Source organism: Vibrio sp. QJM3NY_26, from assembly GCF_057786005.1.
The window spans coordinates 1,878,324-1,904,869 of record NZ_CM173516.1; the positions used below are offsets into that span (position 1 = coordinate 1,878,324).

26 protein-coding genes, 1 pseudogene and 1 riboswitch are annotated in these 26,546 nt (G+C 42.5%); of the genes and pseudogenes, 11 read left to right on the top strand and 16 right to left on the bottom strand.

The window, feature by feature from the left end; translation table 11 throughout:
• Positions 1-4 precede the first annotated feature (4 nt).
• Together AC3CH4_RS23535 and AC3CH4_RS23540 are read left to right on the top strand one after the other, a co-directional pair.
• On the top strand, positions 5-433 hold the full coding sequence (locus AC3CH4_RS23535; protein WP_488543949.1) for a hypothetical protein: 429 nt from the start codon (positions 5-7) through the stop codon (positions 431-433).
• 107 nt (positions 434-540) lie between these two features.
• Positions 541-1,194, top strand: a complete 654-nt coding sequence (locus AC3CH4_RS23540; protein WP_488543950.1) for a DUF2057 family protein — start codon at positions 541-543, stop codon at positions 1,192-1,194.
• Positions 1,195-1,281: 87 nt separating this feature from the next.
• Here AC3CH4_RS23540 and AC3CH4_RS23545 read toward each other — a convergent pair whose 3' ends face one another.
• From AC3CH4_RS23545 to AC3CH4_RS23565, 5 genes are all read right to left on the bottom strand, one after another.
• A complete protein-coding gene (locus AC3CH4_RS23545; protein WP_202910123.1) occupies positions 1,282-1,440 on the bottom strand; it encodes a hypothetical protein in 159 nt (52 codons plus the stop codon).
• A 164-nt stretch (positions 1,441-1,604) separates the two neighbouring features.
• Complete coding sequence (locus AC3CH4_RS23550; protein WP_017081172.1) at positions 1,605-2,321, bottom strand: Crp/Fnr family transcriptional regulator; 717 nt, start codon at positions 2,319-2,321, stop codon at positions 1,605-1,607.
• Positions 2,322-2,666: 345 nt separating this feature from the next.
• Positions 2,667-3,665, bottom strand: a complete 999-nt coding sequence (locus AC3CH4_RS23555) for an adenosine deaminase (protein ID WP_488543951.1) — start codon at positions 3,663-3,665, stop codon at positions 2,667-2,669.
• 90 nt (positions 3,666-3,755) lie between these two features.
• A riboswitch (purine riboswitch) is annotated at positions 3,756-3,855 on the bottom strand.
• Between the two features lie 86 nt (positions 3,856-3,941).
• Positions 3,942-4,436, bottom strand: a complete 495-nt coding sequence (locus AC3CH4_RS23560; protein ID WP_114635433.1) for a GNAT family N-acetyltransferase — start codon at positions 4,434-4,436, stop codon at positions 3,942-3,944.
• Between the two features lie 166 nt (positions 4,437-4,602).
• Complete coding sequence (locus AC3CH4_RS23565; protein ID WP_488543952.1) at positions 4,603-5,586, bottom strand: DUF2860 family protein; 984 nt, start codon at positions 5,584-5,586, stop codon at positions 4,603-4,605.
• A 202-nt stretch (positions 5,587-5,788) separates the two neighbouring features.
• Between AC3CH4_RS23565 and AC3CH4_RS23570 the strand changes: the two genes are divergently transcribed.
• Positions 5,789-6,286, top strand: coding sequence for a fasciclin domain-containing protein (locus tag AC3CH4_RS23570; RefSeq protein WP_488543953.1), 498 nt, complete (start codon positions 5,789-5,791; stop codon positions 6,284-6,286).
• A 142-nt stretch (positions 6,287-6,428) separates the two neighbouring features.
• Here AC3CH4_RS23570 and AC3CH4_RS23575 read toward each other — a convergent pair whose 3' ends face one another.
• The 6 genes and pseudogenes from AC3CH4_RS23575 to AC3CH4_RS23600 all read right to left on the bottom strand — a co-directional run bounded on the left by AC3CH4_RS23575 (position 6,429) and on the right by AC3CH4_RS23600 (position 10,158).
• Entirely contained in the window at positions 6,429-6,725 is a 297-nt protein-coding gene (locus AC3CH4_RS23575) for a hypothetical protein (protein ID WP_488543954.1), read from the bottom strand.
• A gap of 106 nt (positions 6,726-6,831) precedes the next feature.
• Complete coding sequence (locus tag AC3CH4_RS23580) at positions 6,832-7,311, bottom strand: GNAT family N-acetyltransferase (protein WP_010429227.1); 480 nt, start codon at positions 7,309-7,311, stop codon at positions 6,832-6,834.
• 91 nt (positions 7,312-7,402) lie between these two features.
• Positions 7,403-7,716: pseudogene (locus AC3CH4_RS23585) on the bottom strand (cupin domain-containing protein).
• Between the two features lie 90 nt (positions 7,717-7,806).
• Positions 7,807-8,310 carry a YgjV family protein gene (locus AC3CH4_RS23590; RefSeq protein ID WP_488543955.1) on the bottom strand — a complete coding sequence of 168 codons (504 nt, stop codon included), beginning with the start codon at positions 8,308-8,310 and terminating at the stop codon, positions 7,807-7,809.
• Positions 8,311-8,429: 119 nt separating this feature from the next.
• Positions 8,430-9,230 (bottom strand): PhzF family phenazine biosynthesis protein, encoded by an 801-nt coding sequence (locus AC3CH4_RS23595; RefSeq protein ID WP_488543956.1) that lies wholly within the window; start codon positions 9,228-9,230, stop codon positions 8,430-8,432.
• 277 nt (positions 9,231-9,507) lie between these two features.
• Entirely contained in the window at positions 9,508-10,158 is a 651-nt protein-coding gene (locus AC3CH4_RS23600) for a LysE family translocator (RefSeq protein WP_488543957.1), read from the bottom strand.
• Between the two features lie 360 nt (positions 10,159-10,518).
• Between AC3CH4_RS23600 and AC3CH4_RS23605 the strand changes: the two genes are divergently transcribed.
• Both AC3CH4_RS23605 and AC3CH4_RS23610 read left to right on the top strand, forming a co-directional pair.
• Positions 10,519-11,550 (top strand): extracellular solute-binding protein, encoded by a 1,032-nt coding sequence (locus AC3CH4_RS23605; RefSeq protein ID WP_114635439.1) that lies wholly within the window; start codon positions 10,519-10,521, stop codon positions 11,548-11,550.
• 3 nt (positions 11,551-11,553) lie between these two features.
• Positions 11,554-13,986, top strand: coding sequence for a putative bifunctional diguanylate cyclase/phosphodiesterase (locus AC3CH4_RS23610; protein ID WP_065206013.1), 2,433 nt, complete (start codon positions 11,554-11,556; stop codon positions 13,984-13,986).
• A gap of 384 nt (positions 13,987-14,370) precedes the next feature.
• On the opposite strand, the gene AC3CH4_RS23615 is transcribed toward AC3CH4_RS23610, so the two are convergent.
• Together AC3CH4_RS23615 and AC3CH4_RS23620 are read right to left on the bottom strand one after the other, a co-directional pair.
• Positions 14,371-15,396, bottom strand: coding sequence for a diguanylate cyclase domain-containing protein (locus tag AC3CH4_RS23615; protein WP_065206012.1), 1,026 nt, complete (start codon positions 15,394-15,396; stop codon positions 14,371-14,373).
• Between the two features lie 9 nt (positions 15,397-15,405).
• Positions 15,406-15,861 (bottom strand): putative pterin-binding protein, encoded by a 456-nt coding sequence (locus tag AC3CH4_RS23620; protein WP_065206011.1) that lies wholly within the window; start codon positions 15,859-15,861, stop codon positions 15,406-15,408.
• Between the two features lie 488 nt (positions 15,862-16,349).
• Between AC3CH4_RS23620 and AC3CH4_RS23625 the strand changes: the two genes are divergently transcribed.
• The 6 genes from AC3CH4_RS23625 to AC3CH4_RS23650 all read left to right on the top strand — a co-directional run bounded on the left by AC3CH4_RS23625 (position 16,350) and on the right by AC3CH4_RS23650 (position 21,834).
• Positions 16,350-16,745, top strand: a complete 396-nt coding sequence (locus tag AC3CH4_RS23625; RefSeq protein ID WP_146453807.1) for a c-type cytochrome — start codon at positions 16,350-16,352, stop codon at positions 16,743-16,745.
• A gap of 15 nt (positions 16,746-16,760) precedes the next feature.
• Positions 16,761-18,185 carry a cytochrome-c oxidase, cbb3-type subunit I gene (gene ccoN, locus AC3CH4_RS23630; protein ID WP_488543958.1) on the top strand — a complete coding sequence of 475 codons (1,425 nt, stop codon included), beginning with the start codon at positions 16,761-16,763 and terminating at the stop codon, positions 18,183-18,185.
• Positions 18,186-18,800: a cbb3-type cytochrome c oxidase subunit II gene (locus AC3CH4_RS23635; RefSeq protein WP_102339248.1), complete on the top strand. Its 615-nt coding sequence runs from the start codon at positions 18,186-18,188 to the stop codon at positions 18,798-18,800.
• Positions 18,797-20,953 (top strand): c-type cytochrome, encoded by a 2,157-nt coding sequence (locus AC3CH4_RS23640; RefSeq protein ID WP_488543959.1) that lies wholly within the window; start codon positions 18,797-18,799, stop codon positions 20,951-20,953. Before AC3CH4_RS23635 ends, AC3CH4_RS23640 begins: the two co-directional genes overlap by 4 nt.
• Before the next feature lie 207 nt (positions 20,954-21,160).
• Entirely contained in the window at positions 21,161-21,388 is a 228-nt protein-coding gene (locus tag AC3CH4_RS23645; RefSeq protein WP_048613371.1) for a PAS factor family protein, read from the top strand.
• Positions 21,389-21,651: 263 nt separating this feature from the next.
• Complete coding sequence (locus AC3CH4_RS23650) at positions 21,652-21,834, top strand: hypothetical protein (RefSeq protein WP_004730424.1); 183 nt, start codon at positions 21,652-21,654, stop codon at positions 21,832-21,834.
• A gap of 265 nt (positions 21,835-22,099) precedes the next feature.
• On the opposite strand, the gene AC3CH4_RS23655 is transcribed toward AC3CH4_RS23650, so the two are convergent.
• The 3 genes from AC3CH4_RS23655 to AC3CH4_RS23665 form a co-directional block, all read right to left on the bottom strand.
• Positions 22,100-23,392 (bottom strand): alpha/beta fold hydrolase, encoded by a 1,293-nt coding sequence (locus AC3CH4_RS23655; protein WP_488543960.1) that lies wholly within the window; start codon positions 23,390-23,392, stop codon positions 22,100-22,102.
• 387 nt (positions 23,393-23,779) lie between these two features.
• The gene (locus AC3CH4_RS23660) at positions 23,780-24,517 is read right to left on the bottom strand and encodes a DUF3726 domain-containing protein (RefSeq protein ID WP_488519207.1); all 738 of its coding nucleotides are present in this window, start codon (positions 24,515-24,517) and stop codon (positions 23,780-23,782) included.
• Positions 24,514-26,370: a hypothetical protein gene (locus AC3CH4_RS23665; RefSeq protein ID WP_488543961.1), complete on the bottom strand. Its 1,857-nt coding sequence runs from the start codon at positions 26,368-26,370 to the stop codon at positions 24,514-24,516. The genes AC3CH4_RS23660 and AC3CH4_RS23665 overlap by 4 nt, the downstream gene beginning before the upstream one ends.
• Between the last annotated feature and the right edge of the window lie 176 nt (positions 26,371-26,546).

Here is a 26,546-nt window from a genome sequence, read left to right on the forward strand (position 1 = left end):
TCACATGACATGGAACTTCAATTTACCCAATACGCGATCAAACGTGCTCTTAGCCCTTGGTGCGACCATTATTTTCGCCGTCGATTACCATGTTCCTTTGGGCGTTGCTATGGCAGTCCCTTACATTACGATTGTGATACTCGCATCGACAACAAGAGACCCATTTTCCACAATCATGTGGGCAATCATCTGCACCCTGCTGACTCTATTGGGTTACTACTTGTCGGGGACAGGTAGTGAAACCTGGTTCGTCGCCTTCAACCGAGTGATTACGATTTATGCCATTTGGGTATCTGCTCTCGTTCCTATGTATATCACTCTGCAGTCGCTTCGAAGCGCTCAAGAGAGCGATTTAGATAATCCAGAAGAGAAAACGTTGAGGCCACACCATAATACGAACGAAAAAAATACGTTTCGTACGTTCAAGAATTAGGCTTAGGTTAAGTTTCGGTGAATTTTACCAAATCGAGACAAGGTAACTTGAAATACTTCGTTCTGCATGAGATTGTAATTTAACTATCCATAAACAACTGTATGATTATGAAAACATTACAATCCATTGCACTGCTTTCCACAATTATCGTAGCACCGCACGTGTTAGCTGACGTTGAAATCCAAGTTCCATCAAGTGTTGATATTCTAGCGGTCAACGAAGCTAAGCCAGATCTCGATGGTAGCTTATTCTCTTCTTATAAAACGCTAACCGTTCCGGACGGTCAAAATCAAATCGTATTCCAATATCAACTTGCTTTTGATAAAGGCAACGATCGTGAGTTCATTGATAGCGACGCTATTATTGCAACCTTTAGCGCGACTGGCGCCGTATTAACGTTTGATATGCCTAAATACCGTAATACAGCTGAAGCGAAAAAAAGCCTTCAAAACTTAGATTGGAAACTGGTTGATGAAAACCAAAATGCAATCAGTGTTAAGCAAGATAAGCTGATCAAAGATGGCATGCAGATTGGTCGTAAATACCCCCAAGAAGCTAAAGAATACAACCAGAAAGGCGGCATCGCAGCACTTACACTAGGTGCTAGCGCGGGCACAGCGGCTGCTGTAGTACAACCCGTAACGCTTCCAGCAAAGATTGATGGAAATGCGGCGAATACAGCCGAAGAAATGTTGTATTTCTGGTACGAAAAAGCGGATGCTGAAACGAAGCAGAAATTCAAAGACTACGTGAACAAGTAGCTCAATGGTCTTAATTAAAAATGAAAGAAGCTGGCGCACTGCCAGCTTCTTTTTTGTCTTCATCTAAATGATTTAGGCTTACATAGATTAGACAGACTCAGTCGATAACACTTTCCCATCTACTTTCGTTGGCCATCCTAGCGCTTTGTATTCTGCTGCCAGTAAGTGCGCACAGCGGCTAGAAACTCTTGTTTTAATCCAATCACCAAGCCCCAATACTTTATATTCCAATACAGCCATTTTCATAACAATTCTATTCCGCTCTAATTCAATTTATAAATCTAGAGTGAACATTATAGGTGTTCTCTTGTAATGTATGTTCCTAAAAGAACACTGTGCATAATTTTTTGAAATATCTAATAAACACTGAAAATCTAGTAATCCAAACGTTAGCTCGTAGTGTTAAAGATTCATGCCTTAATTTCAGCAACAGGATCTCGTATCATCAAATTCATCGGTGAAATATGCTCATACAAGCCCTTAACATCGGTGATAAACACCTTTCCTCTTTGTATCTTAACCAAGCCTTGTTGCTCTATCCCTTTAAGAACTTCGTTTAGCCTAGGTCTTGATATGCCTGTTATCGAACTCAGTTGAATTTGTGAAATATTAATGCTGACGGTTGCCCCCGCGATATTGGTCTGGCGTGCCGCAAGTTCCAACAAGACGTAAATGGTTTTCTGCTCTTTTTCATGAATCGAGGATAAGTAAGCCTGCATCCAAATAGATTGCGCTTTGGTTCCACAGTGAAGTAGCCATTTGTAAACCATGCATTTCCGCTCTGCGAGCTCTAATACCTTGCTTGCAGGAAAAAGTACCATAGTAATAGGCTCGACTTCTTCTGCCACGGCAAAGAGGTTGTAGTCAGCATGTATAGACAAAGCCCCCATCCAATCTCCCCTTCCAATAACACCACCAGATAAGCTTTTCATGTTTTCTGTAGAAAAACAGATTCCAGCGGAGCCACTTAAAATATAAAAGACACCGGGCAAATTCTGAAACTTTTTTGTAATCTCAAAGCTGTCGACACCCGATTTAAAAACGGCAATATCAAGCAAGCTTTCTATCAAGTCCGCAGACAATTCACACGGCCATTGTATTTGTTCACTGATTGTTGGATCTAACAACAGTTTGTTCCTCCTCAGACAATCTCTGTGTCTGCTTTTATACGCTTATGCTTAAGTTAATCTCTATTTCAATACAGCGTGACACTGTATATCTACACCTCGTTTAAATGTAGTTCATTAAAGCTTAAGACAAGATGTTTTTACCCAAATAAAATCATATTTCTTAATGTCTTAAGCCACTTATCTAGCTTAAAACCCGCTTGAGAACCAAAATAAAAACGACCAACACTTGTTGGCCGTTTAAGCTTTCTAAATCGCAGAATGCCGAGAGTTCGTTCGCATTCACCTATACCCTAAACTTCGCCTTTAGCTTCATACTGAAACTTTTAACTTTTAACTTTTAACTTAAGCGAGATACGCCAAAACAACATCACGATATTGCTGTTTCAATGATTCTTCAATAAAGCTCGCTTCTATAGCATTTAAAGTAAATTGAGCAAGCTCTTGCTCCGTCATCTCATGAGCTAAGCTCACCGCGTTAAAGTTATCCGACATATAACCACCAAAGTATGCGGGGTCGTCCGAGTTAATCGTCACCGCTACGCCTCGTCTTAACAGCTCAACAATATTGTGGTCTTCCATCTCATCGAATACACGCAATTTAATATTAGACAGTGGGCACACGGTCAGCGGCATTTTGGTTTCAATCAATTCGGCTATCAGAGCTTCGTCGGTCATACACTGCACACCATGATCCACTCGGCTCACGCTGAGCATTTCAATCGCATCCACAATGTTTTGAGCAGGCCCTTCTTCTCCTGCATGGGCAACAGTTAAGAAGCCTGCTTGTTTTGCTTGCTGGAATACACGCTTGAACTTCTCTGGTGGGTGCCCTAATTCAGAAGAGTCTAGGCCAACTCCGATGATCTTGTCTTGATGCTTCAACACATCGGCGAACGTTTGAATGGCGCTCTCTTCAGATAAATGGCGCAGAAAACATGCGATGATTTGAGAGGTAATACCCAACTCTTTATGACTCTGTTCAAGCGCACGATGAATGCCGTTAATAACGGTGTCGAATGCAATGCCACGATCGGTATGTGTCTGAGGGTCAAAGAAAATTTCAGTATGAATAACATTGTCAGCTTTACAGCGTTCTAGATAAGCCCAGGTTAAGTCATAGAAGTCTTGTTCAGTGCGCAATGCATCCGCACCTTGATAATAGATATCAAGAAATGACTGCAGGTCATCAAATTCGTATGCGCGTCTTAGCTGCTCTGGGGATGAATAAGGCAGATCAATGCCGTTGCGTTGAGCAAGTTGGAAAAGTAACTCAGGTTCGAGCGAACCTTCAATGTGTAAATGCAACTCTACTTTTGGAAGCCCTTGAATAAATGCGTTCATATTTCACCTACTATGGATTTTAGGTGTGCACTTACTCTGAATAATAGACAGGAGGTTTTCTTGAGCGCCATTACAAAGAGTAAGAACACAATTGTGATCTAAACCCTTCGTAATCAGCACTTTGCGGGAGCTGGTAGAGACCCCCAAACCATATCATTGGGGTTATACGAAGCAAACGGTTGCCACTATACAGAGTTCAGTGTGAATTTCACTAATCAATTACTCATTAACATAGTAAAAACCGATTTATATAGCAGGAACCCGTTTAGCTCGATATCAACGATAATCCGGTCGAATTCTCGACATCAGCAACATATCGATATATTTACCCGCTTTGAATGTACTCAGCCTTTTGGTGCCTTCTAACTGAAAACCCACTCGTTCATATAAAGCAATCGCGGAGTGGTTATCTGCATGAACCTCAAGCTCAAGACGAACTAGATTTAGCCAATTATCGGCCTGATTAACCACCTCTTGCATCAAAGCCTTTCCTATCCCCTTCCCTTGAGCTTCAGGGTGAATCGCAATACCAAGCCCAGCACAGTGCCTGTCTCTTACCTTTGTGGTCATGAATAGCGTAATGTGTCCTACGACTTTCTCTGATAATTCGGCGACCAATGTGAAATGATCAGAATGGCCAAACAGTCGCTCCACTTGGTCAGAACTAAGATAAGGCTTTTGTGAGGTATTTTCTGAAACTGAAGGGCGGCGATAAATATCAAAAATATCGTGGCTATCCGTTGCTTCTAAATGTCTAATTTGTATATCCAAAACGTTTCCTTATCATATTATTTTTGTCCATAAGCTAATTTTCATATTACGGATAGCAACGGGCACCTACAACCTTTGAAAGTGTAAGTGCCCGAAATAATTAAACAAATAGAAAGACTGAGCTTCTACTTCAGCTTTGATTAGTATTGTTTACGCAGTGTGACTATCAGAATTTGTAGTCAACACCAACACTCGCTAATGCTTGTTCAGAGCTGTAAAAGTCAATCTTAGAGTCAATCGACCTTACACCGAGTAATGAAATAAACGACCAATCTTCATAACCCATTAAGCCACCAAACTCATAAGCTAAGAATGCACCGAATTCATTCTCTTCACGTACTTGCCCGTAAATTGGATTCGACTCATCATATTCACGATCACTTGCATCTAGGGTGACAACAAAACCATGACGACCGATTCTCTTCGCGTAGTTTAATTCAATACCATAACTATCGAAGCTGAGTGCTCCTCCTTCTGCGTCTGAGTGGAAATACACCATTGAAGGAACAAATAGACCTGCTTGGTTTGGCAAGATAAAGCGGTACCCTACTTTGGCGTACACATAGGTTCTTTCCCTATCCAGCAGCACAGCATTTTCCGGAGATAAGCCTTGGCTACCAGATAGCTCTTCATCAACATCAGATTGCCCAAATGCGAGATCCGTTCGAAAACCAGTTCCACCGATATTAGTGAGCTGCAGTCGTCCTACATTACCTTTCACATCCGTTTCATTTCGATTAACGCCAACAGCATACGGATCCGTCCAAGCCTTGCCCGAGATAAGTGTAGGAAGAACAGAAAAATCCAATATTGTGCCTCCAGATAGCTGATGTCGATAACCAATCTCAAAAGCAATGGTACCTGTTGCAATGTCCTCTCGAGTGGTACCCGCATACACTTGATGAGTCAGTGACTCACCAAAGGTATATTGAACCGTACCCAAAAAACCGAGTAGCCCTAGATTTTCGCTGTCCCCCTCCTTGGTGTTAGTTGCTTGATTCGCGTCTTGCTCGGTGCTCAAGTTACTGCTGTCAGAAGATACACCCGTCAAGACACTGAAGTTACCACTGAAACCTTCCGTCGGTGCAAGGCCACTACAAGCTGGCATTGAAGCGAATGCCGAAAATACAACTGGTAAAACAAACCTCATATTCACATCCATTAATTGAATAATCACCCGTTAACTATATGTATTAAATTAAAATTATAACAACTATTTAACGGGGACATTTATTCAACTGACGAATTGGGTGTCTAAAAAATAGGTTCAAAGGTGCAATAAGTTGATCTATCGCTTTTAAGCTTTCGTAGTACTTCTCGAAAATAACGGACAAAACTCAAAGGAAGACAATATGTTTAACAAATTAATCAAAACCACATCAGTGCTAGTTGCGACGCTTCTTTTTACGGCTTTTGCTCACGCTAACCACCACGAGATGAAGAAAGACATCGTTGATGTTGCGGCTGAAAACGGCTCTTTCAATACTTTAGTGGCTGCAGTAAAAGCAGCGGACTTAGTTGACACATTGAAAGGTGAAGGCCCTTTCACCGTATTAGCTCCCACTGATGAGGCATTTGCTGCGTTACCAGAAGGAACGGTCGACATGTTGTTGAAGCCAGAAAACAAAGACAAATTAGTTGCAGTGCTCACATACCATGTAATACCAGGTAAAATGATGGCAGCTGAAGTTATGAAGTTAAATAGCGCAGTGACGGTTCAAGGCGGTGCGGTAATGATAGCGATAGATGACGGCAACGTAATGATAGACAACGCCAAAGTTATTCTGCCAGACGTTGAGGCTAGCAATGGTGTTATCCATGTGATTGACGCTGTGCTCTTGCCTAAATAAGAAATACAATATCGGTCAAAGTCTTTTAAGAGGGTGTGACAGGTCACACCCTTTTCATCTTTTAATTAAAAAGTTAATAACTGTATCAAGCCAACCGAGGCTGCCTTTATATCAACAAGAACTATATCGACAAGAACCCGAGTTACACAAACAAGCGGCCGAATATTAGCAATGCCGCCATCGACACCACCTTCGTGAAGACCACCACCCAGATGCAATCACCAATACTAGAGTGCGTCGCTTTCCCGAGAAGGAACACAAACAGAATCAACCCCAACACCCAACCCACTGTCGGAATCAATGACACCAAAGCAACGATTACAGCAATAGTAAGAAGGGATTTAAAGTCTGCGACCACGAAAGGCATTTTGGAGGCGATATACATGCAGCATGCTGTTATTAATGCGTCCATCACAAACGCTAAAGCTTCAATTCCCACGTTACTTCCTTCACTCAAATTAGTTGCAGTGAATATTATCGCTAAAGTGATGATTTTTCTTTAAGAAGAGAACCAAAAACAGGTGAAAACTGTAACAAAAATGAGATTACCGTTCGTCTGAAGGCACTACCTTCTCCATCACGTAATTGGTGAGTTTTACGCCACGCATTTCAACTTCCTGCTCATTAACGACCTTAAAACCAAGGTGTTCATAGAAAGGCCTTGCGGTAATACTTACTTCAGAGAAATACCGCGATACACCACGAACACGACCAACAGCAAGAACATGTTCCATTAGCGCTCTTCCAACGCCTTTACCCTGGCATTCATGATGACAGAAGAAATGATCAATCAAGCCATTGGGTTGCAGGTCAGTATAACCAACAACGCAACCATCTAGCTCAGCCACAAAAGGTAGTAACTCATTCATGCGCTTTTGCCAAAGCTCAGAGTCAAAACCGTTTGGAGCCCAAGCCTCTACTTGCTGCTGAGAATAATCTCGAACATTAATGTTACGAACGGTATGAAAGTAAATCTCCCACAACGCCTTAGCATCACTGGTTTGGTAATTTCGGATTCTAACCACGACATAGTCCTTTCATGTATCTAGTGTATTGGACAGATAAAGTATTATCCCTATGTGCTCTCTGAATGAGTCGACTATAGAACAAAGAGTTTCAACGATAAAACACAGCCAACCAGATCGTCACCATGTCTTTGTCTGTACCAATAACCTTGTGCTTTTCTCTTGCGGCAATGTTGATGTAATCCCCTTTTATAAAGTCACAACGCGTCCATCTTCAAACTCAATCACACCTTGACCTTCGATCACCATTACCCACTCATTCTCATCTTGGTCATACCAACCCTCTTCTGGGGAACTGTGACCATGAGACAATATTCTTTCGATTCGAACACTGTCGTTCGCAAGCAGGTCATTGAATATTTCATTGGGCATCGACGAAGGAACATCAGCGTAAATATTAGACATCGAACTCTCCTAATCCTTGTTAACTGTAATCTGGTGCTGCGCTTTGAAGCTTGTGGTTCTTTAACTTAATAAACCGTAGAAAGCCGAAACCTAGGCAGAAACACTCTTTTTGAAGTAAAAACGGTAATAGCCCACTAAGTTACTGCATATAAACAGCGCTTCCATCAGTACGGCTGTTGGAGAGCCAACTAAGTAGTTGTGAACCAACCAAAAACTGGTTCCGATGATCATCAACTCTCTCAATCGACGGTCATCTTTATTGAAGGCTGCAAAGGTTTGAAATACGGAAGCAAAGCAACTCAATATGCTTGTCAGCCCAGAGTAAGTCACGGCCGTTGCGACCACCGACATGGAACAGAACAAATATTTAAACTTAGACGATGTAGAAAACACGCTCGTTAAATAGCGAACAGTGGCAATCGTCATTAGGCTCGCCGCTGTCCATTGTTCGAGAAGAATAAAGTGACTCGAAATAAGCACACCAGCAAAGAACAGACAAGTGACGATTTTCTTCCTTTCCTTAAACTGGAATGACAAAAGATCGAAACAGATCGCAATCGCGACTAATACTTGAGAAAGATAAAAGGCTGACACGGTGATTCCTTCAATAATAACATTACGCCGAGCCGTTTCGTTCAACCATGAATAGCCAAAGAAACTCTCTTGGTTAATTCAAAAATACGGCAGCAGTGATCTAAAGCTTCAACAGAGAACTAAAGTTTCAACACACCACTAATCACAGTGATAGCAGAACCGATTAACTTTATTCGCCCGTTAGCTAATAACTCTGTCGACATATAGCCACCACGACGAGACGCCTGATAAGCATTGAAACTACTTTTGTTTAGCTTGTCTGCCCAGTGCTGCGTCAATGCACAATGTGCCGAACCAGTGACGGGGTCTTCACTAACACCCACCCATGGCGCAAAGTAGCGAGAAACAAAATCAAGTTCAGGATTTGATGGAACTGCCGTTACCACAACACCTCTACCATCCATGCGTTTCAAGGAGTCAAAGTTTGGCGACAAATCCAATAGAACGCGCTCATCAACGACTTCGATTAACTGCTTTGAATCAAACTCTCTAAATGAAACAACTTGGTTGAACTCCAAGCCAAGGTGTTCGAGCAATTCTTGATCGGGTTCCAGACTCGGCGATAAATGAGTGCTAGGAAAATCAAGCACGATAGACGATTCACAAACTGTGGCAGATAACTCACCCGAGAAGGTGTTAAACACAACACTGTCGCCTGTTTTAACCAACCCTTGCTCTTTCATTACATGAACGGTTGCCAATGTGCCATGCCCACACAGCTTCACTTCTACTTCTGGAGTGAACCATTTAAGCGTCATAGTGTTAAGCGCGAGAAAAGCGGTTTCAGATACCGCCATCTCTTCAGCGATTGAGAACATGAGTGACTCGTCAAGTAGATTTTGAGAAATGCAGACCCCAGCTGGGTTTCCTTTAAAAGCTTGAGTTGTGAACGAGTCCACTTGATATATATCTAAATTCACAATAGTTCCTAGCTCTTATATTGGATAAATATTGTTGCCTACAATAAGCACAAACACCCCGTGCTACAAGTGTTCAAAAGCGACATAATTAATACTTATTTAAGAAGTAAGGAATGATAAACAAAGAGTTATGAAAATAATAGGCGGATTAAGCAGAAGGTTTAATATCGGGCAGATAAGAGCTAAAACGTATCAGCCTGTCAGGTAACAAGCACACATTCGCGGCACATAGGCATTGTATCGTGCCACAAACGTAGGTTACTCAGTAATGATGAATCTACTGACGTACCAAAGCAGATTTCACAATGGTCAAGCCAAGCAGACCCAGCATGACTCCTGTCACTTTATCAATATAGTAAGCAACACGTGTAAACTCTCGACGAACTTTAGGTGCCGATAAAAGGAATATGATTGCTGCATCCCAGACAAATACAACCACCGTCATCCAAACTCCCAGTCCGAGCTTGAACATAAAGCTCACATCATTATTCAATACCACAGTGAATAAGCTTAAATAGAACAAGAGATTCTTGGGGTTGAGGGCTCCTGATAAGAAACCAGTGATGAACTCCTTTAGGAAAGTCGTTTGGCTCGATGCATTTTCTGGTACCACATCTATATTGTTGTAATTACATTTCTTCGCTCTTATCGCTTGCACAGCAAGATAAACAAGAAACACACCACCAATGATCTTCAGTACAATCATAACGGAAACGGAAGCCGCTAGAATAGACCCTACTCCAACCAAGCACAAAGCAATATAAACCGCATTCGCACTGGCAATACCGAATGCAACGCCTAATGCTTTTCTTCCCTTATTTCGAACAGCACTCTTCACCACAATCACAAAGTCTGGCCCGGGACTCAATAACGCTAGAAAGTGAGCAATCGCCACGGTAACAAAAATTCCGACTAAACCCGCATCCATAAACCAATGTCCTTATTATAAAATTTAATGCATTATTATTGCATAATTAACCTACAATTAGCTTTTTGGGTTAATTATTAGGGTTTCGATACTAAGAGAATCAGACAGACAACACGTTTTCATCAGTCTTGTTAGGTACGAGACTTCCTAATAATAAGCTTTTCAATGTTTAGATTATCAAACCACGATTTAGCTTAGTGAGCTTTTGACCAAGGCTCAATAACTCGCTTATTTGGAGTCAGAAAATTGTTGTTCACGTGCAATGCATTAGGTTGTACTAAAATAAGAGGCCTAAATTTGAACTATGTCTCAAGAATTGGGCTACGATTTAATTAATCACAGTACGAAAGGAATCCGTCAGTGAAAACATTCTATGTTTCAATTGTTGCATCATCATCCTTTTTAACTGGCTCTGCACTTGGCCAAACCCATGAAATTTACCTCTACAATTGGGATGAGTTTTTATCTGATCGTGTCATTACTCAGTTACGCGATACTTACGATATTTCGCTGAAACAACAGTACTTCTCTGATGAGTCAATAAGAGATGAAGTTTTATTGAGCGAACGTCGAGGCGCTTTTGAACTAGTTATTGTAGAAAGTGTAAAACTTAAAGCGTTAGCCGAACAAAATCTATTCCACAACCTCCAAGACTTGCAACAATCCATTGCAGGAAACTTTGATTCTAGATGGGTTGATGGATGTGGAGATTACGGTATCCCTTATGCTTGGGGGACATCAGGCATCTTGTATCGAAGCGATAAAGTTACTACTCCCGAATCTTGGAATGCCATTCTTGATCCCGACACAAAAGCCAGTGGCAAAATAAGTATGTATTACGAAGCAACAGATTTAGTGAGTACTGCACTGTTGGCACATCAATTTGATCCGTTCACGAACAACGAACAAGAACTGCGCGTTGCGTATAAAACCCTACAAACACAGAAGCCGCATCTTGAAAGCAACGAATACGTTATCGATTATATTCACCAGCCTGAACGCCTCTCAAACATTGACCTCGCCTACGGTTATTCAGGCGATAGCTATGCACTCAATGATGCCGAGCCTGGTTCATCTTGGGCATATGTCGTGCCTCAAGAAGGAACAACTTTGTGGCTAGAGTGTATCGCAGCAATTAACAACGGAGCGTTATCTTCACAAGCCACCACAATAATGACATTCTTATCTCAACCCAATATCGCAGCTCAAAACGCGATGGATTCATGGTTTGCAACCCCTAGTACAAAAGCAAAAGAGTTGACCTCTCAAGAGTATCAAAATGACCCTGAACTTTTTCCTAGTAAAGAGATATTAGATCGCAGCTACCTATATAAACAATTAGAACCTAATAGCATTCAAATTCGTAACCGTATTGTCGACAGTCTGAGATAATTGATGCCAGTATTGAAAAAGCTGTATTTCGTACTCATACCAACACTGCTATTTGTCTTTACGATAGCGGGAATGGTCACCTATAATTTCGCATCAAACCATGCGAAACACATGTACCTCGACAAAGTACAATCTGACGTTAACACTGCGTTAGTTGCTGCTGAATATGAACAACTCGGTTTGTCTTTGTTAGTTAAAGATATCGGGTCGTCGTTACAGTTTCTTCGCTACATTCAAAACCCTAGTGATTACACCACCCTGTCTCTCCTTGAAAAACGAGTACTGCGCGTAATAAACCAGAACCACGTTAGCCAATTTGGACAACGTAATATCTACATCATAGATCCCAAGTTTAAATTAACACTGTCTACATTGAGAGCCGACCCTTTCGAAGGGTTAAAAATTCCCGATAATATTTATGAAAAAATCTTCGACATATATACTTCATTGATAAATAAGAACGAACTATCAAACGAAGGTTTTTCTTATATCTCAGTCAGTGGTGAGCTTAGGTACGCTTATGTTGCTGCAATTGATCCTTATTTACTCCCTCAGGATAAACGTGCAAATAACAGTTTAAATCGATACATATTGATTGCCGACGGGCCCTTAAAGCAACTCTCTAGCTTGTTAATCAAATACAACGATGATGACAATATGCAGCTATTGATTGAACCTTCATCAGACGTTGCCAACATCGAAAATACTCAGTTCGTCATCAAGTCCATTGAACAAACTAACGAAAGCATCAATGTACAGATGACAAGCCGTCATCTCATTGCTCAAGTTAACATTCGCGAGAAAAAGTTTAATCATGAGAAAGCCATCATCGCCAAACAGACCCTACTTGGCTGCTTAGCTACTCTATTTATAATCATGTTAATTGTCCACCTGGTTGTGCGATACCAACTTGTGCGACCCCTCAAAGGCTTATTGCACGAGATATCTATCGGTGGGTTAAAGCTTCGTTATTTCAAGCGGTCGTCTGGGCAAAGTGAAATTGATGGCTTAAAGAACGCGTACATTGACTCGTTGACGGAATTAAAATTCGAGGCTGAGTTTGATCAACTCACTAAGTTAGCCAACCGACGTTCGTTCATACGTCACCTTGATGTACGTTTAAAAAGTTCAATGAACTCACGTTGCTATTTGGTTTGTTGGGATATCATCGATTTCAGAAAAATCAATGATTTATACGGTGCAAAAGTAGGTGATAATGTGCTAATTAGCCTAGCTAAAGCATTGAGAGAAACGCTACAGAACCAACAATCGTCTTTGGGCTTTAGTTGTAGTGATTATTCTCTTGCAAGGCTCGGGGGAAACCAGTTTATTGCCATATTGGAAATCGATGAACACCAATCGATAAGCGAAGAAATTGAGAACATCAACAACACACTGACCGGAACCACTTTCCTTGATTACTATGGATTTAGGCTCTCGGTTGCAACAGGCGTATTGCCTGTCGACACACCAAAATTTGAAGAGATTTGGCATCGATGTATTGATGAGATGTTGATCAATGCTAAGTCTCACAGTGATGGCGAAAGTCGCGTTATTTACGGCGAAGAGTTATTACACACATTAGAGAGACATGATGTCATCGAGAAAAGGCTTTTGGAATGTTGTGAAAGTGACAATTTTGAACTTCGTTTCATGCCTATTCTCAATGCCCAAACACTTCACATCGATGGCGCAGAGTGCCTTATCCGTTGCCCTGCTTTGTTTAGTATTAATGCCGGACCCGATGAATTCATTCCTGTCGCTGAAAAAAGTAATCTAATTTCAAAACTCGACATGTGGGTGATTAGTACCGCAATCAAGAGCTATAAAGAGCTGTCAGAGGTTCACAAGTACGAAGGTACCTTATCCATCAACATTTCAGCAATGGAGTTATATAACCGCAATTTTGCAAATAACATTCGTAAAGTTCTTGAACGATATCAAGTGCCTCCGGCCAAGATTATTATCGAAATTACCGAGACCAGTTATGTCAAAAGTACAAAACTTACGGTTCAAACTATTGAAAACCTCAGAGGCTTAGGACTAAAAGTGTCCCTCGATGATTTTGGTACTGGCTACACCGCATTTAATCAACTTCTCCACTACCCTGTGGATGAGTTAAAGGTGGATAAGAGTTTTATCGATAATATCGTAAACGACAAAGCCGGCCGCAAGATGGTCGAATCAATGATTAACTTAGGCCATTCTTGTGACACTTTAGTTGTCGGTGAGGGTGTGGAATCAATAGAGCAATATCGACATCTCAAAGAGGCGAATTGCGATTTGATACAAGGTTACTTATTCAGCCAACCATTAACATACCTTCAATTTATCGAGTTTGTTCGAGACCATAATCCTCAGGAAATCTTAGACCCTCAATCCACTGTAGATTCTAGTCCTGACGAAAGAATTGTTTCTCTAACTCAGAAAAAATAACCTCAATACATCGCTTCATATTTTCGAACTCGTATTGGTTGCCACTATTATCCGCAGCGCAGAGAGTTCGCCATCTCATCCATCTCATCCATCTCATCCATCTCATCCATCTCATCCATCTCATCCAAGATAAGGTCCAAAGTGAACAAATCAAATCTGACGTGGCTCTTATGGTGAAAATTAAACGAACGAAGAATCTAATTGAAGCGATATCAAGTAGTCGATAGAAACGTAAAGCGACTCAATAAAAGATTGGACACGAGCGATACATTGCTCAACCTAAACGCGGCTGAACGAAGAGGAACCGAGCAAAGCGATTAATGAATGGGGAGAATGAATTAAACAGCTCAGGTAAACTCAATAATGCTCTCACATGAAAGAGCATTAACCTTGCATGGTGGTGACCAACTCCATCATGTCTTTAGAACTTATATTTTTCTTATGTCTTACTACAGCGTCAATCATCAATTCTAAATTACCTGCCGAAATATAATCACTGAGCACCTCGTTAAATTTCTCCTGTATTTCACCACTCGCATGTAAGTGATCAGGGATAAAGAACAAAAACTGACTACCACTGCTACGAAACGAAATAGCACTTTCAGGGATCTTTGCCGTAAGAGACTTAGCGGCTGAACTCACGACTAAGTCGCCATATTCAAGCCCATACTTTTGATTAATCTCGCTAAGATTTCTGATTCGCACGAAGTACAGATCGAAGTTGTTGTCTCTCGAGTAATTATTTTTTACAAATTTCATTAGCGAGACTCTATTATGAAATCCTGTAATACAATCGGTCGAACGGAGTTTTCGTTTAGCGGAAAAATCGATATAAAAAATAGCTCCCGTCATCATCAATATTAAAACAAGAAACGCGCTACTGATTTGATGGACCATGACCAATTTGTCGACCATGGAGGTGTTTTCCTCTATCACTGGGCTTTGTAGGCGAAATTTTTCATTAATAAAGCCCACTAACGTATGATAACAAATATCGATTTTTTTCTGTAACGACTCTTTAGGAAGGACGCCTTCGTTGACTAGCTTAATTGAAGACTCTAACGCCTTAAACTTTTCAAACTCTGTTGTAAAGTAAGGTCTAAAGTTGGCTGACTTAATGAAGTTAGACGATTCAGTGCTGTTTATTAAAATATCAAAACGACTCCAAGTAATATCGTACGCTAACCATAATTCATCATAATCGATGGTGTCAGAGCGACTGACCATCAAGAAGTTGGCGTATTCTTTTACTAACTGAAAAACGAACCACGTTGCTTCATTTTGTCGACTCGAAAAACTCTTATTGATGTCGTTAATACGCGTGACACTGTAGATATTTACGGCGAGCACCACCGCCGCTAAAGATAACACGACAATTTTAATGGCAGCCAATGACAGCAGCTTTTTCATAGTAATCCCTTACAAATGAATATCTCGTATCTGCCAAATCATCTTGGCATGGAAATCCGTATTGTTGATGCTTGGATTTGAAGAAAGTGGATAGATCAACCAATAAGGACCTTTATCTCTTACTGACATAAACTCACCATTTTGTTTGATAGCGATAATCGGATGATAATCATCAAAATCTTCTTTAGGTACGGTAATTTTATAATCGTTCAATGCCACAAACGTCACTTGCGACGATATTGGTAAATCAATGGTTTCAAGAATCGTTTGTAGCGTCACACCACTATAAACCGACTTACCATCAACCCAAGGCAGCAAAGTGGTGATTTCTTTTTGAGGCATTAAAAGAAGTTGGTCCCTACTTAACTCATGTTTTTGACCTAAGTGATCGAAAACCGTTAACTCTGAAGCGGCAAAATTGGAAAACGAAAAAAGCGAGAGGGCAAACAAAAGTACAGTTCTCATTCTAAACTCCATTTAAAAAGGTCACTAAATTCAGTCTAGCCTATATTGAGCATTTGACTTGCCTCGCTATTAGCTAATTTTTCAATCACATAACTTTCATGTTAATCATATAGCTTTCACGTTAATCGTATAGCTTTCACATTAATTGAAGACTCTCCTCTGCTTTTTCATCAACACCGTATTCAAATCCGCAGTGCGACGCTTCTTACCCTTCAAACATTCTCTGTTTAACGATGTTTATTATCAATAACATTACTTTTCGAACTCGGTAAGTAATCCAATTGACCAGTTAAATACGTATCAAGTTATAAATTTAATAATAAATATGGCTCAACAAGTAGCGGGAATGCTCAACGCTGCATAACCTTTAATCGAACGAATCTATATTTAGAGCCTTTCCAATAGCTTTCGTTCAGGTTGTCACAGCCAAGCAACACAGTTCTTAAACCAAAAATCGCTTGTTAACTTTAGAACCAAGGGAACCAGTAATGAGTTTAAATACACACAAGTTTAACCCCATAACCGCACTTTCCGTCCTTTTAATGACGCTCGTAACGCATCCAGTTTATGCGGAAGCCGATAATGAAAAATTCGAATTGGGAAAACAAAAAGCCAAGGTATGCATGACCTGTCATGGCGAAGATGGTATCTCGACACAAGATCCCTACCCTAACCTTCGAGGTCAGAAGGTCGGTTATCTCATTTCTTCTTTAAAAGACTACCAGACCAGAGAAAGAACCAGCGGTTTGGCGATACTTATGCAGCAACAAGCCGACACGCTTTCCGACCAAGACATCCGCGACATATCCTATTTCTACTCAATGCTTGGCAACGACCCAAGTTCGCTTAACGATACAGACGAAGTCAGTGATTCAAAACTTTAGGCAAGGAGCCTTGCTATGGAACAAGTGACAACGCAATACAGCATTAAGGTCGTGAAATACTTCATCGTCGCGTCCTTGGCGTGGGCTATTGTAGGTATGATCATCGGCGTGATTCTCGCCGCGCAGTTATATTGGCCGGTATTAAACTTTGATTCTCAATACTTCCAGTTTGGTCGACTACGTCCGCTGCATACATCTGGAGTGATCTACGGCTTCGTCGTAAATATTTTGATGGGAACCTCTTTGTACATTGCCCAACGAACAGGCCACTGTGACTTATTCAATAAAAGCCTGTCGTGGATGGTATTTTGGGGCTGGCAGTTCATTCTATTGCTTGCAGTCATTTCCTTACCCGCAGGCCACACCAGCTCAAAAGAGTATGCAGAACTTGAATGGCCAATCGACTTACTGATTGTTTTGGTTTGGGTGCTCTACGCTGTGCTCTTCTTTGGTACCCTCGCGAAACGGAAAGTCAGTCATATATTCGTGGCTAACTGGTTCTTTGCTGCTTTTATTATCGTCGTTGCCATGATTTTCATCGTCAACAACCTCGCGATGCCAGTATTGGCGATGAAGTCCTACTCTGTGTTTGCCGGGGCTCAAGACGCGATTGTGCAATGGTGGTGGGGACATAATGCCGTTGGGTTCTTATTGACAGCAGGTGTGATTGGTATGAATTACTATTTCATACCCAAGGCAGCGGATCGACCTATCTACTCCTATCGTTTATCCGTGATTCACTTCTGGGGCTTAGTCGGCTTTTACACATGGGCCGGAACGCATCACTTAGTTTATTCTTCCGTTCCTATCTGGATTCAAAACATCGGAATCGTGATGTCATTGATCCTTTGGCTCCCTTCATGGGCTGGCGCATTCAATAGCGCAATGACCCTTCTACAAAACAAAGAAAAGCTAAAGTCCGACTACATTCTTTTATTCTTTTTCTCAGCGATTCTTTACTACTGTTTGGCAACATTCGAAGGGCCCCTGCTTGCTATCCGCTGGTTCAACATGGTGGCACACAACACCGAATGGATCATCGGCCACGTACATTCCGCAGCGCTCGGTTGGGTAGGAATGTCAGGGATTGCGGTTTTTTACTACTTCATTCCGCGCTTGTGGGGCCAAACCGAACTCTGGTCACGACGACTCATTAAATGGCACTTCTGGCTTGCTCATGTTGGCGTGGCGATTTATGCGATTGCGCTTTGGGTCGCGGGTATCGGTGAAGGTTATATGTGGCTCGCTCAAAATGAAAATGGCGAACTGATATACAGTTTTGTAGAAGCGATGGACTTTAAAGCACCTTGGTTGTTCTTACGATTCTTTGGTGGTGCACTGTTTGTTCTGGGTTTATTGCTAATGGCATTTAATTTGTTCAAAACGGTTCGTATGCCAGTCGTACATGACGCTAAACACACCGTTAATGAGGGGGCTTAAATGATGAGTAAAGACTTTACACATTCAATCGTCATTTTAATTTTGACCACCGTTGTCGTTGCCTCCTTCTCTCTGTTGGTTTGGGTAGTGCCTAGCATTGTCCGTGGAGACGATATTACCAAAGGCAGCTTAGCAATGCCGCTCACACCTCTTGAGTTAGCAGGACGAGACATTTACATCAGTGAAGGCTGTCATGTGTGTCACACACAAATGGTTCGCCCTCTAGAGCCTGAAGTGAAACGTAATGGTCGTCCGAACAAAGAAGCAGACGATATCTATGAGTTTCCCAACTTGTGGGGTTCTAAGCGTACGGGGCCTGACCTCACTAACCTAGGTAGAAAGTATTCTGACCAGTGGCATGCTATTCATCTAATTGACCCTCGAAAAGTCGTACCGACATCGATCATGCCCGCCTACCCTTGGTTATTTGAACAGACTCTGTCAGGTGATGACATAAGCGACAAAATGGAGACCCTCCGCATACTCGGCGTTCCTTATACTGACCAAGAAATAGGCGATGCCAGATTACAAGTAAGAGGAAAAACCAAAGGTGAAGCTCTGATCCGCTATCTACAAAGCCTTGGTAAAGATACGTCACAGGAGGTATCACAATGAGTGCATTTTGGAATCTATGGGCGGTAATTTTAACCTTAATCTTCTTCGTTCTTATGGTGTCTGTTATCGTTAAATATTGGCGTAGCAATCACCAAGCCGATCAAGACCACACCCTTGGTACTTTTGATGGCATTGAAGAAAAAGATGCGCCACCGCCAAAACTACTCTTTGTTAGCTATGCCGTTGCCTTCTTAATGTCTGCAGGCTATTTAGTCCTTTACCCTGGATTAGGGGAATGGGAAGGATTAGTCGATTGGAAACAAAGCGACGATAAGCTCAGCTCGCCGACCACCAGCCTGAATGAACAATTCTCTCAAACTAGTGAAACCACTTTAGAAGGATTAGCTGCAGTACCAGAGATCGTTAACAGCGGTAAAATCCTGTTCCAAACTCACTGTGCGGCCTGTCACCGAGATAATGCTCAGGGACAAAAGCACTTCCCTAACCTGATAGACCAGGAGTGGCTCTACGGTGGCAGTGATGAAGCGATCATTCATTCGATCGCCAAGGGTCGCAACGGCGCGATGCCGGGTTGGAGCGAGATAATGCGCCCCGATGAAGTGGCTAAGGTTTCTTATTATCTAGCCTCACTTAATCAACGTCATACCGATGTGCCACAGGTGAAAGTTAAAGTCGGTAAAGAGCTGTTTGTAAAATACTGTTCGTCTTGTCACGCCGATGGTTCTATCGCGAATCCGGCGATTGGCGTCCCTGATCTTTCAGATGATATCTGGCTGCACGGAGGGAGTATTGAAGAGATACAACACACTATCAATAAAGGCTTGAACAACCTGATGCCTGCGTTTGATAAACAGCTTACGGAAAACGAGATACTCGCACTGGGTGCTTACATCCGACATGCAGGATCAGAGCAGCAGCAAAGACTCGCGAACCTAGAAGCTCTGTCTGTTGAACGTGGTGAATACCTCGCTTATGCCGGTGACTGTGTCGCGTGTCACAGTGCAGAAGGTGGCGAACCCTTTGCTGGCGGGCTTCCTTTTGTGACACCTTTTGGCACCGTCTATTCAACCAATATTACGCCACACACAACGGAAGGTATTGGAACATATGACTTTGAGGACTTCCGAGCCGCGTTAGTCGCCGGCAAGGGTAAGAACGGTTATCTATACCCAGCTATGCCCTACACGTCATATCAGTATCTCACAGACCAAGACATGGTCGATTTGTGGGAATACATGCAGTCAATCACCGCGGTACCTCGACGTAATGACGACAACAGCATGATGTTCCCATCGAACATTCGTCTAGGGTTGCTCGGGTGGAATATTGTGTTCATGGATACCGATCCGATTGACTACCAAGTGCCTGAAGATCTTAAAACGGAAATCGAAAACGTCGACAAATGGCAACAAGGGAAATACTGGGTTGCGGGACTTGGACATTGTTCTGAATGTCACACGCCGCGAAACATTGCCCAAGCGCTGATACCTGAACGTATTTTCCAAGGTAACTTGATTGATGGTTGGAACGCGCCTGATATCACGGCCAATGAGCTGTATATCGACGGTTGGGACGAAGCAACACTCACCGACTTCTTACATACCGGTCACTCAGACAAAGGGACTGCTTTTGCGGGTATGGCAGATGTCGTGAAAAACAGCCTGAGCTTGATGACTCGTGAAGATGTCGAGTCGATGTCCTATTACCTACTCAGTGGTGACATCAACAACACCATTAGCAGTGACGCTGTTCCGTTGCAGCCTAAAGGGTTTGATGAAGACGCTTATGCGACTGACATTTACACCACTTACCGCCAAACGTGTGGTGCTTGTCATGGTGACGATGGTAAAGGGCGAGATCCCATCGCACCTACACTGCTGAATAATGGCATCATCATGCACAGCGACCCGTTCAACACCATCGCGGTAACCGTGCGCGGCCTTCAACCCACTTATCTCGACAAAGACAGAAACTTCATGCCGATGGCAAGTTTTGAAGATGTCCTGTCGGATAAACGCTTGGCAGAGTTGATCACCTTCGTACGATTGCACCTTGGGGATAGAGAGGAGCCAGTAACCGCGGAACATGTTAGAGAGGTAAGAGAAACACTGGAAGCTGCAGGTTACGCTGGCGGCTTACATACCACACCAGACATGTATGACCGCAGAGATAACTCGATTAACATTAGATAACCGCTATCTATCACCCTTTAAAAGGAGGCCAATGTGCCTCCTTTTCTTTATGTTGATTTCATAGTTAACATCGTCAAAACAACACAATTATAACCAACTGATTACACAATTAAGCAGAGCTGCACATAATGCGATCAATCTCGCAGAACAAAGATGACACCAAGTGCATAATATACAAAATTTTATAAAGGTGTACTAAGGACAGATATGGATACAACTACACTCATCTACGATACGTTGGAAGGCCTGTCGAGCGCAAAGCCACAGCAACACGCTCAAATCCGCCAAAATCTATATAACCAATTAGATTTATCATTTGAGAAGCAGTTGGCTTTGTATTCATCAGTTCTTGGTCCTGCGAGTGCTGGTAGATTGACCGATTTAGATAGTGCGGTGATGTCCGCGCGTAAGATCGTTGGTTTAGAAAACAACTGATCGCTCTTCAACTTATCTCTATTTTAACGCTGCCACTGTGCAGCGTTTTTTATGGACGCTATTTACGATAAGGACGGTTGGTTACGATAAACGCCGTTAGTTACGATAAGTACGGTTAAGTAAGATAAGTGCAGTTAGGCCTGTTTTTCAAGTTACACACATTCTCATTTGGTTAATCTTATGTTCCATTTTTAACAGGTGTGCAACCTCAACAATGGCGCTAATGTTAGTAGCACGTTAACCACACATCGGATGGAAGAATCATGAGAGTACTTATTGAATATACACAAACAGGCAAATATCGTGATCATGCGTGGGAAGCACTAACTATTCGTTCGAAAGGCGAAATTCAAGCTGTGACTCCCTCTTATGCGGCTCAACTTATCGAACAGAACCGCGCCAGCTTATCGACTACTGAAAATCAAGATATCGTCATCCAACCATAATGAGTTTAGGAACTATCCCTCCCGGTTCTTAAACTCTCTGTTTTACTCGCTTTAGTAATCAATACGATACTGAGTAAAAACAGAGTTAGATGACATAAAAAAAAACGCTGCACGGATGCAGCGTTTTCTTGTTTCTAGCGTATCTGATTTCTAACGTAGATAGCCTCTGACGTAGATAGCCTTTAACGCAGATGGCCTCTAACGTACATAGCTTTTTACGTAGATAACTTTTTAACGTAGACAGCTTCTAACGTAAATCGTCTAATTATTTTGGCAGGTTTTCTAACGCTTCAACCATCGTCATTAATTTATCTACAATTCTTTCGCCATCGACTCTCAAGCCATTGTGTTCGTACTCGTTAGTGATCCACGCTTTTGAGTTTGGAATGTTCGCTAGTGTTTCACGACTGTAATCCAGCTCTACGTACATATCATCAGCGTAAACCGCACATGCCATTGGCACCGTGTTCTTGCTCAGCTGTTCTGCATTATACAACTTGCCCCAATCCGATTTCTCAGCCAAAAGATTCGCCGCTTCGCGCAATGGCTTCAACGTTTCTAGTTGATCGAACATCCATGGGTACACCATTTCTCCGGTAAACCAAAACTCGCTACCCGCTTGGTAGTTAAAGTGTGGGTACTGTTCGCGTACTCTGTGAGCCGACCATTGTGATGCTGTGCCTTGGCAGTAAATCGATTCATGCAAAATTGCGTAGATTGGGTTCGTTAGGTAACCCTGCTCTTGCTGCATTTGATTTAAGAAGCTGTAGCTCAACTGCTTGTTTCCGTTCACTTCAACAAACGCACTCTCTAGCGTGAAGTACATCGGAAGGTTTGCTTCGCCGCCACCAAGATTAATGCCGATCAACTGGAACTGTTCAACTGTAAACACCTGACCGTTTGGCAGTCTCACATCATTGTTAAGCAGATAATCAGAGATCTCACGACACATAGCTTGCGCTTGTGGGAACTGAGCAAAGAAAGCCCTGTTTTTGTCTTCTACACGCTTGTAAGTCGCACGATAAACGTCATCAGCTTCACGCTCAATAGACGGAATACCACCCGTTACATAACAGCGCTGTAGACTTTGTGGGAACAGTGACAAATAGCTCAGTGTACAGAAGCCACCAAAGCTTTGACCAATCGTCGACCATTGTTTAACACCAAACTGCTCACGAATCGCTTCAGCGTCACGAACGATATTGTCGGCTCTGAAATGCGTTAAGTACTCGACTTGTTGTTCTGGAGAAAGGTGCGCCAACGTTTCATGACTGATAACCGTGCTGTTGCCTGTGCCGCGTTGGTCAAGAAGCAGAACACGATAGTTTTGCAATGCACGCTTTAGCCAGCCTGATTGACCGCTTACTCGTGGAGAAGGAAAGCCTGGCCCACCTTGAAAATAGATCAACCACGGCAGTTCTTGTGCATCTTTTGTAACATCAACCAGTTCACGTGCGAAGACTTGGATCTGTTGTCCATCTTTGGCTTGGTAATCGAGTGGCAGCTCAAAAGAGTGCTGACGATACAGGGTGGTTCCATCAATAAAGTTAGCTTGCACGCTTCATTCCTTTTTTATCTGATTCTAAAGTCGTCGGTACGAATAAAAACGGCGCCCTTTGGCACCTTTAATTAGCAAGATACGCATAGTGGCTTGTAAATGAAACCGTTTGTTTAACATGAATGTGAAGGTGCTTCGTTTAATTGTTCAATTACCCCTCAACGGGTAACAACATGTGTCAAAACAGTCCGTTTAGAAGGGATTTATCTAACGAGAGATCGGAAGAATAAAGTGAAGAAAACCAAAAGCGAGAGGCAAATAAAAAGAGCTTAACGAGGTGAGGATACGTTAAGCTCTTTGGTTTTATCTGTGTTGATAAACTAACTAGATTACTCACTGTTAATCTATCGAACCTGTTAGTTCTAATGAACCTAACGAATCTAGCGACTACGAAGCCGTTAATTCACCTGCACCTTGAGTCGAACGTTGGCTACTTTCAACAAGGATAGCCGTCGCGGTCTCTTTCAACGCGCCCCACTCTCCATCATCAACTTCAATGCCATCGCTCCACGCTTTCTCTTGAGTTTTAAAAAGCGCGTCCGATTCAATGTGTGTTTGGTAGCCATCTGACAAACGTTCGATATCGAAATCCTGGACGGAAAGTTCGATAGTCATATTGTGGATATGTTCGTCCGATGCCAGTGGCAAATCTGATAAAAACAGTTCTGGAGCAACGCAACCACGGTTAAGCACATACAAAGTGCTCTTAGGATTAGAGCCGTTGTCCCAACGTGCCATGCACGCAATGCCTTTCGCAGCAAGCTTCACAAGCTCGCTGTACGCTAACCAACGGTTGTGACAGTTGTTTAGCTCAATTTTCAGCGTCTTCTTGCCAACCATTTGTTCAATCGAATAGTCCATAATCACAGGAAGATGACATGCCAAACTCGCCTTGTGTAGGTCGACTTCAACTGTATTATCGCTGCGCACTTGAATGTCTACAGGGCAATCGTCTTCTAGGCCCATAAAGTTGCTCGCATTGTTAAAATGACGAACACCATCCAAACCCACCATTTGTAAATCTGCCACCATGTTCGCTATCACATCAGCTTCACCACATGTACGACGCATACCCAGAAAGGCTTTATTGACGGCCGCTACCAGTTCATTGTGAGAAACGATCATAACGATTTACCTCCATGTTGGCCTTTCGCATTTGTACTGTGAGTTAGTGTGCTGTGAATAGCTGTGCCGTGAGTAGATGTGCTGTGAATTGAAACATTTTGAGAACCAGACAGCTCCGCTTCACTTGGTAATATTGGGAACACCCATTCGTCCTGATGAATTTCATCAAGCAATGGTGCACCTTGGAAAAACGTCACTCGTACCCAGCGATCTGAGCGAGGATCAAATTTTGTTGCACCAAACATCGCAAGCTTACAGCGCAACAAGTGCATTGGTGGTGAATCTTGATGCAACACATTCATTTGAATGTCGCCCATCGCTTTGTTACCTAGCGTCCACACACGGCGTGCGATTGCACGATGCTGCGGCTGTTTAACAAGGAATTCAGCCAATGAAAGCTCAGGCGCGAATTGCAATAAAGCGTGGTACAAACGGTAAGCTTGACGGCCGATATCTAAAGGCAATTCACGCTCTTCACCTAGCTCTTCACCTCGAACACCGAGTCTTGGCTCTTCTTTGTCTTGAGATCGATACCAGAACCAGTAGTTGTTTTCTGCTTTCGTAAAGTCGGTCGTGATCGCCCAACGGTACTTTTCTTCTAGTACAACAAGAAGATCTTGGATCTTTTTGCCACTAGGAAGCGACAGTGTTTCGCTACAATTCATTTGCTCTTGATGGGCGTCCACTAATTCTGGGTACAATTCCATCAAGCATGAGATAAGGATTTCTTGGGCTTCCATACTCATTTGCTTAGATTGTTCGACTAGCTGTGCCCATGTATCGCACAGGCTGACAGAAGCTTCTAATGATTGTTCTGTGTACTTCAAATCATCAACAGCGGCTTTGTTCAGCTCTTGCTGTGTTTCATTGATGGTAACGACTTGTTCTAAATGACAAATCGCTTTTTTAACTAATGTACGTAGTGGCTCAATCAACGCCGTATCAGTCTGACTGGACAACACGTCCGCCAATGCATGTTCACGGGTTGTCATCCACTGATCGACAATACTTGGGTGGTTAATCAGGTAAGGCGCCATGCCTAAACCTGTCGCGTTACCAACGCCTAGGTAGCGTTGTAATCCACGGTGTAAAGCAATCGCTTGTTCACCGCCTTGTTGTTCGGCTAGGTAATGAACCCAATCTAAGCTGAACTCACGTAGCATATAAACTGCACACATTTGCGCACTAAATGACTGATTAAAATCTTCATTTTTCTCTAAGATTTTGAAGTCTGCAATGCCAAATTTTCCATTACCATATACGGCAGTGGTTCGTAGGATGTAGCCTACTTCAGCGAGTTCTTTTGGCGTTGGTTGAACACCTTTCGCCAAGTGACTCACGATGTGTTCAAACACACGTACACTTTTGTTTGCACGCGCTAAAACAAGTACGTTATTTGGATTACGGCCGGCTTCTTGAAGCGGTACATTCGCACGAAGTCTTTCAAGTAGGGTGACATCAACATCACCAAGAACAAGCGCAAACGTTACGTCCCACTTTTCAGCAATTACACGGTCATTTCGTTCGTCATCTGCAATTTCATCGCAAAAAACAACCAAATGATAAACATGGTTTGGCGTCGCTAGTTTATAGATAACATGACCAAAACCCTGAGCGTCTAATTGCCATTCATGTTTCGTCACTTTCCATTCTTGCTGCGCCATTTTACGAATCAGAGTTCTTACAAAGCTGATACGTGTTTGGTGCATCGCACCTAGCCTTTCCGGTGCCATGACGACCGTTGCGTCACGTAATGCTGATTCAGTGTAGGTAGAACGATGTGCATCCATTTTGCTCACCACCTTATAGTTATAGGATTTTGCTAGCCATTCAGAACCGATCGTTGCCGTCATTTGAAGCATTCGTTATTACTGTATGCTGGTTAGCTTTCACGTTATGTGGGGCAAGCGAGCTCGCCCCTTATTATTTGTCCTGACTAGATCGATTGACCTAAATACGTTGCCGTCCGGTGTATCTTCACCAGTACGGTTTTGCTGTTCCTTTCGGAATTTTTGCATCAGCCTTCTTT

Bases quoted from the DNA above. Each gene is read 5' to 3' on its own strand.
- AC3CH4_RS23555 (WP_488543951.1), bottom strand. From the start codon at position 3,665: ATGAACGCATTTATTCAAGGGCTTCCAAAAGTAGAGTTGCATTTACAC.
- AC3CH4_RS23620 (WP_065206011.1), bottom strand. From the start codon at position 15,861: ATGAGAACTGTACTTTTGTTTGCCCTCTCGCTTTTTTCGTTTTCCAAT.
- AC3CH4_RS23540 (WP_488543950.1), top strand. From the start codon at position 541: ATGAAAACATTACAATCCATTGCACTGCTTTCCACAATTATCGTAGCA.
- AC3CH4_RS23665 (WP_488543961.1), bottom strand. From the start codon at position 26,370: ATGACGGCAACGATCGGTTCTGAATGGCTAGCAAAATCCTATAACTAT.
- AC3CH4_RS23535 (WP_488543949.1), top strand. From the start codon at position 5: ATGACATGGAACTTCAATTTACCCAATACGCGATCAAACGTGCTCTTA.
- ccoN (WP_488543958.1), top strand. From the start codon at position 16,761: ATGGAACAAGTGACAACGCAATACAGCATTAAGGTCGTGAAATACTTC.
- AC3CH4_RS23610 (WP_065206013.1), top strand. From the start codon at position 11,554: ATGCCAGTATTGAAAAAGCTGTATTTCGTACTCATACCAACACTGCTA.
- AC3CH4_RS23635 (WP_102339248.1), top strand. From the start codon at position 18,186: ATGATGAGTAAAGACTTTACACATTCAATCGTCATTTTAATTTTGACC.
- AC3CH4_RS23600 (WP_488543957.1), bottom strand. From the start codon at position 10,158: ATGGATGCGGGTTTAGTCGGAATTTTTGTTACCGTGGCGATTGCTCAC.
- AC3CH4_RS23570 (WP_488543953.1), top strand. From the start codon at position 5,789: ATGTTTAACAAATTAATCAAAACCACATCAGTGCTAGTTGCGACGCTT.
- AC3CH4_RS23545 (WP_202910123.1), bottom strand. From the start codon at position 1,440: ATGAAAATGGCTGTATTGGAATATAAAGTATTGGGGCTTGGTGATTGG.
- AC3CH4_RS23645 (WP_048613371.1), top strand. From the start codon at position 21,161: ATGGATACAACTACACTCATCTACGATACGTTGGAAGGCCTGTCGAGC.
- AC3CH4_RS23650 (WP_004730424.1), top strand. From the start codon at position 21,652: ATGAGAGTACTTATTGAATATACACAAACAGGCAAATATCGTGATCAT.
- AC3CH4_RS23640 (WP_488543959.1), top strand. From the start codon at position 18,797: ATGAGTGCATTTTGGAATCTATGGGCGGTAATTTTAACCTTAATCTTC.
- AC3CH4_RS23565 (WP_488543952.1), bottom strand. From the start codon at position 5,586: ATGAGGTTTGTTTTACCAGTTGTATTTTCGGCATTCGCTTCAATGCCA.
- AC3CH4_RS23625 (WP_146453807.1), top strand. From the start codon at position 16,350: ATGAGTTTAAATACACACAAGTTTAACCCCATAACCGCACTTTCCGTC.
- AC3CH4_RS23660 (WP_488519207.1), bottom strand. From the start codon at position 24,517: ATGATCGTTTCTCACAATGAACTGGTAGCGGCCGTCAATAAAGCCTTT.
- AC3CH4_RS23615 (WP_065206012.1), bottom strand. From the start codon at position 15,396: ATGAAAAAGCTGCTGTCATTGGCTGCCATTAAAATTGTCGTGTTATCT.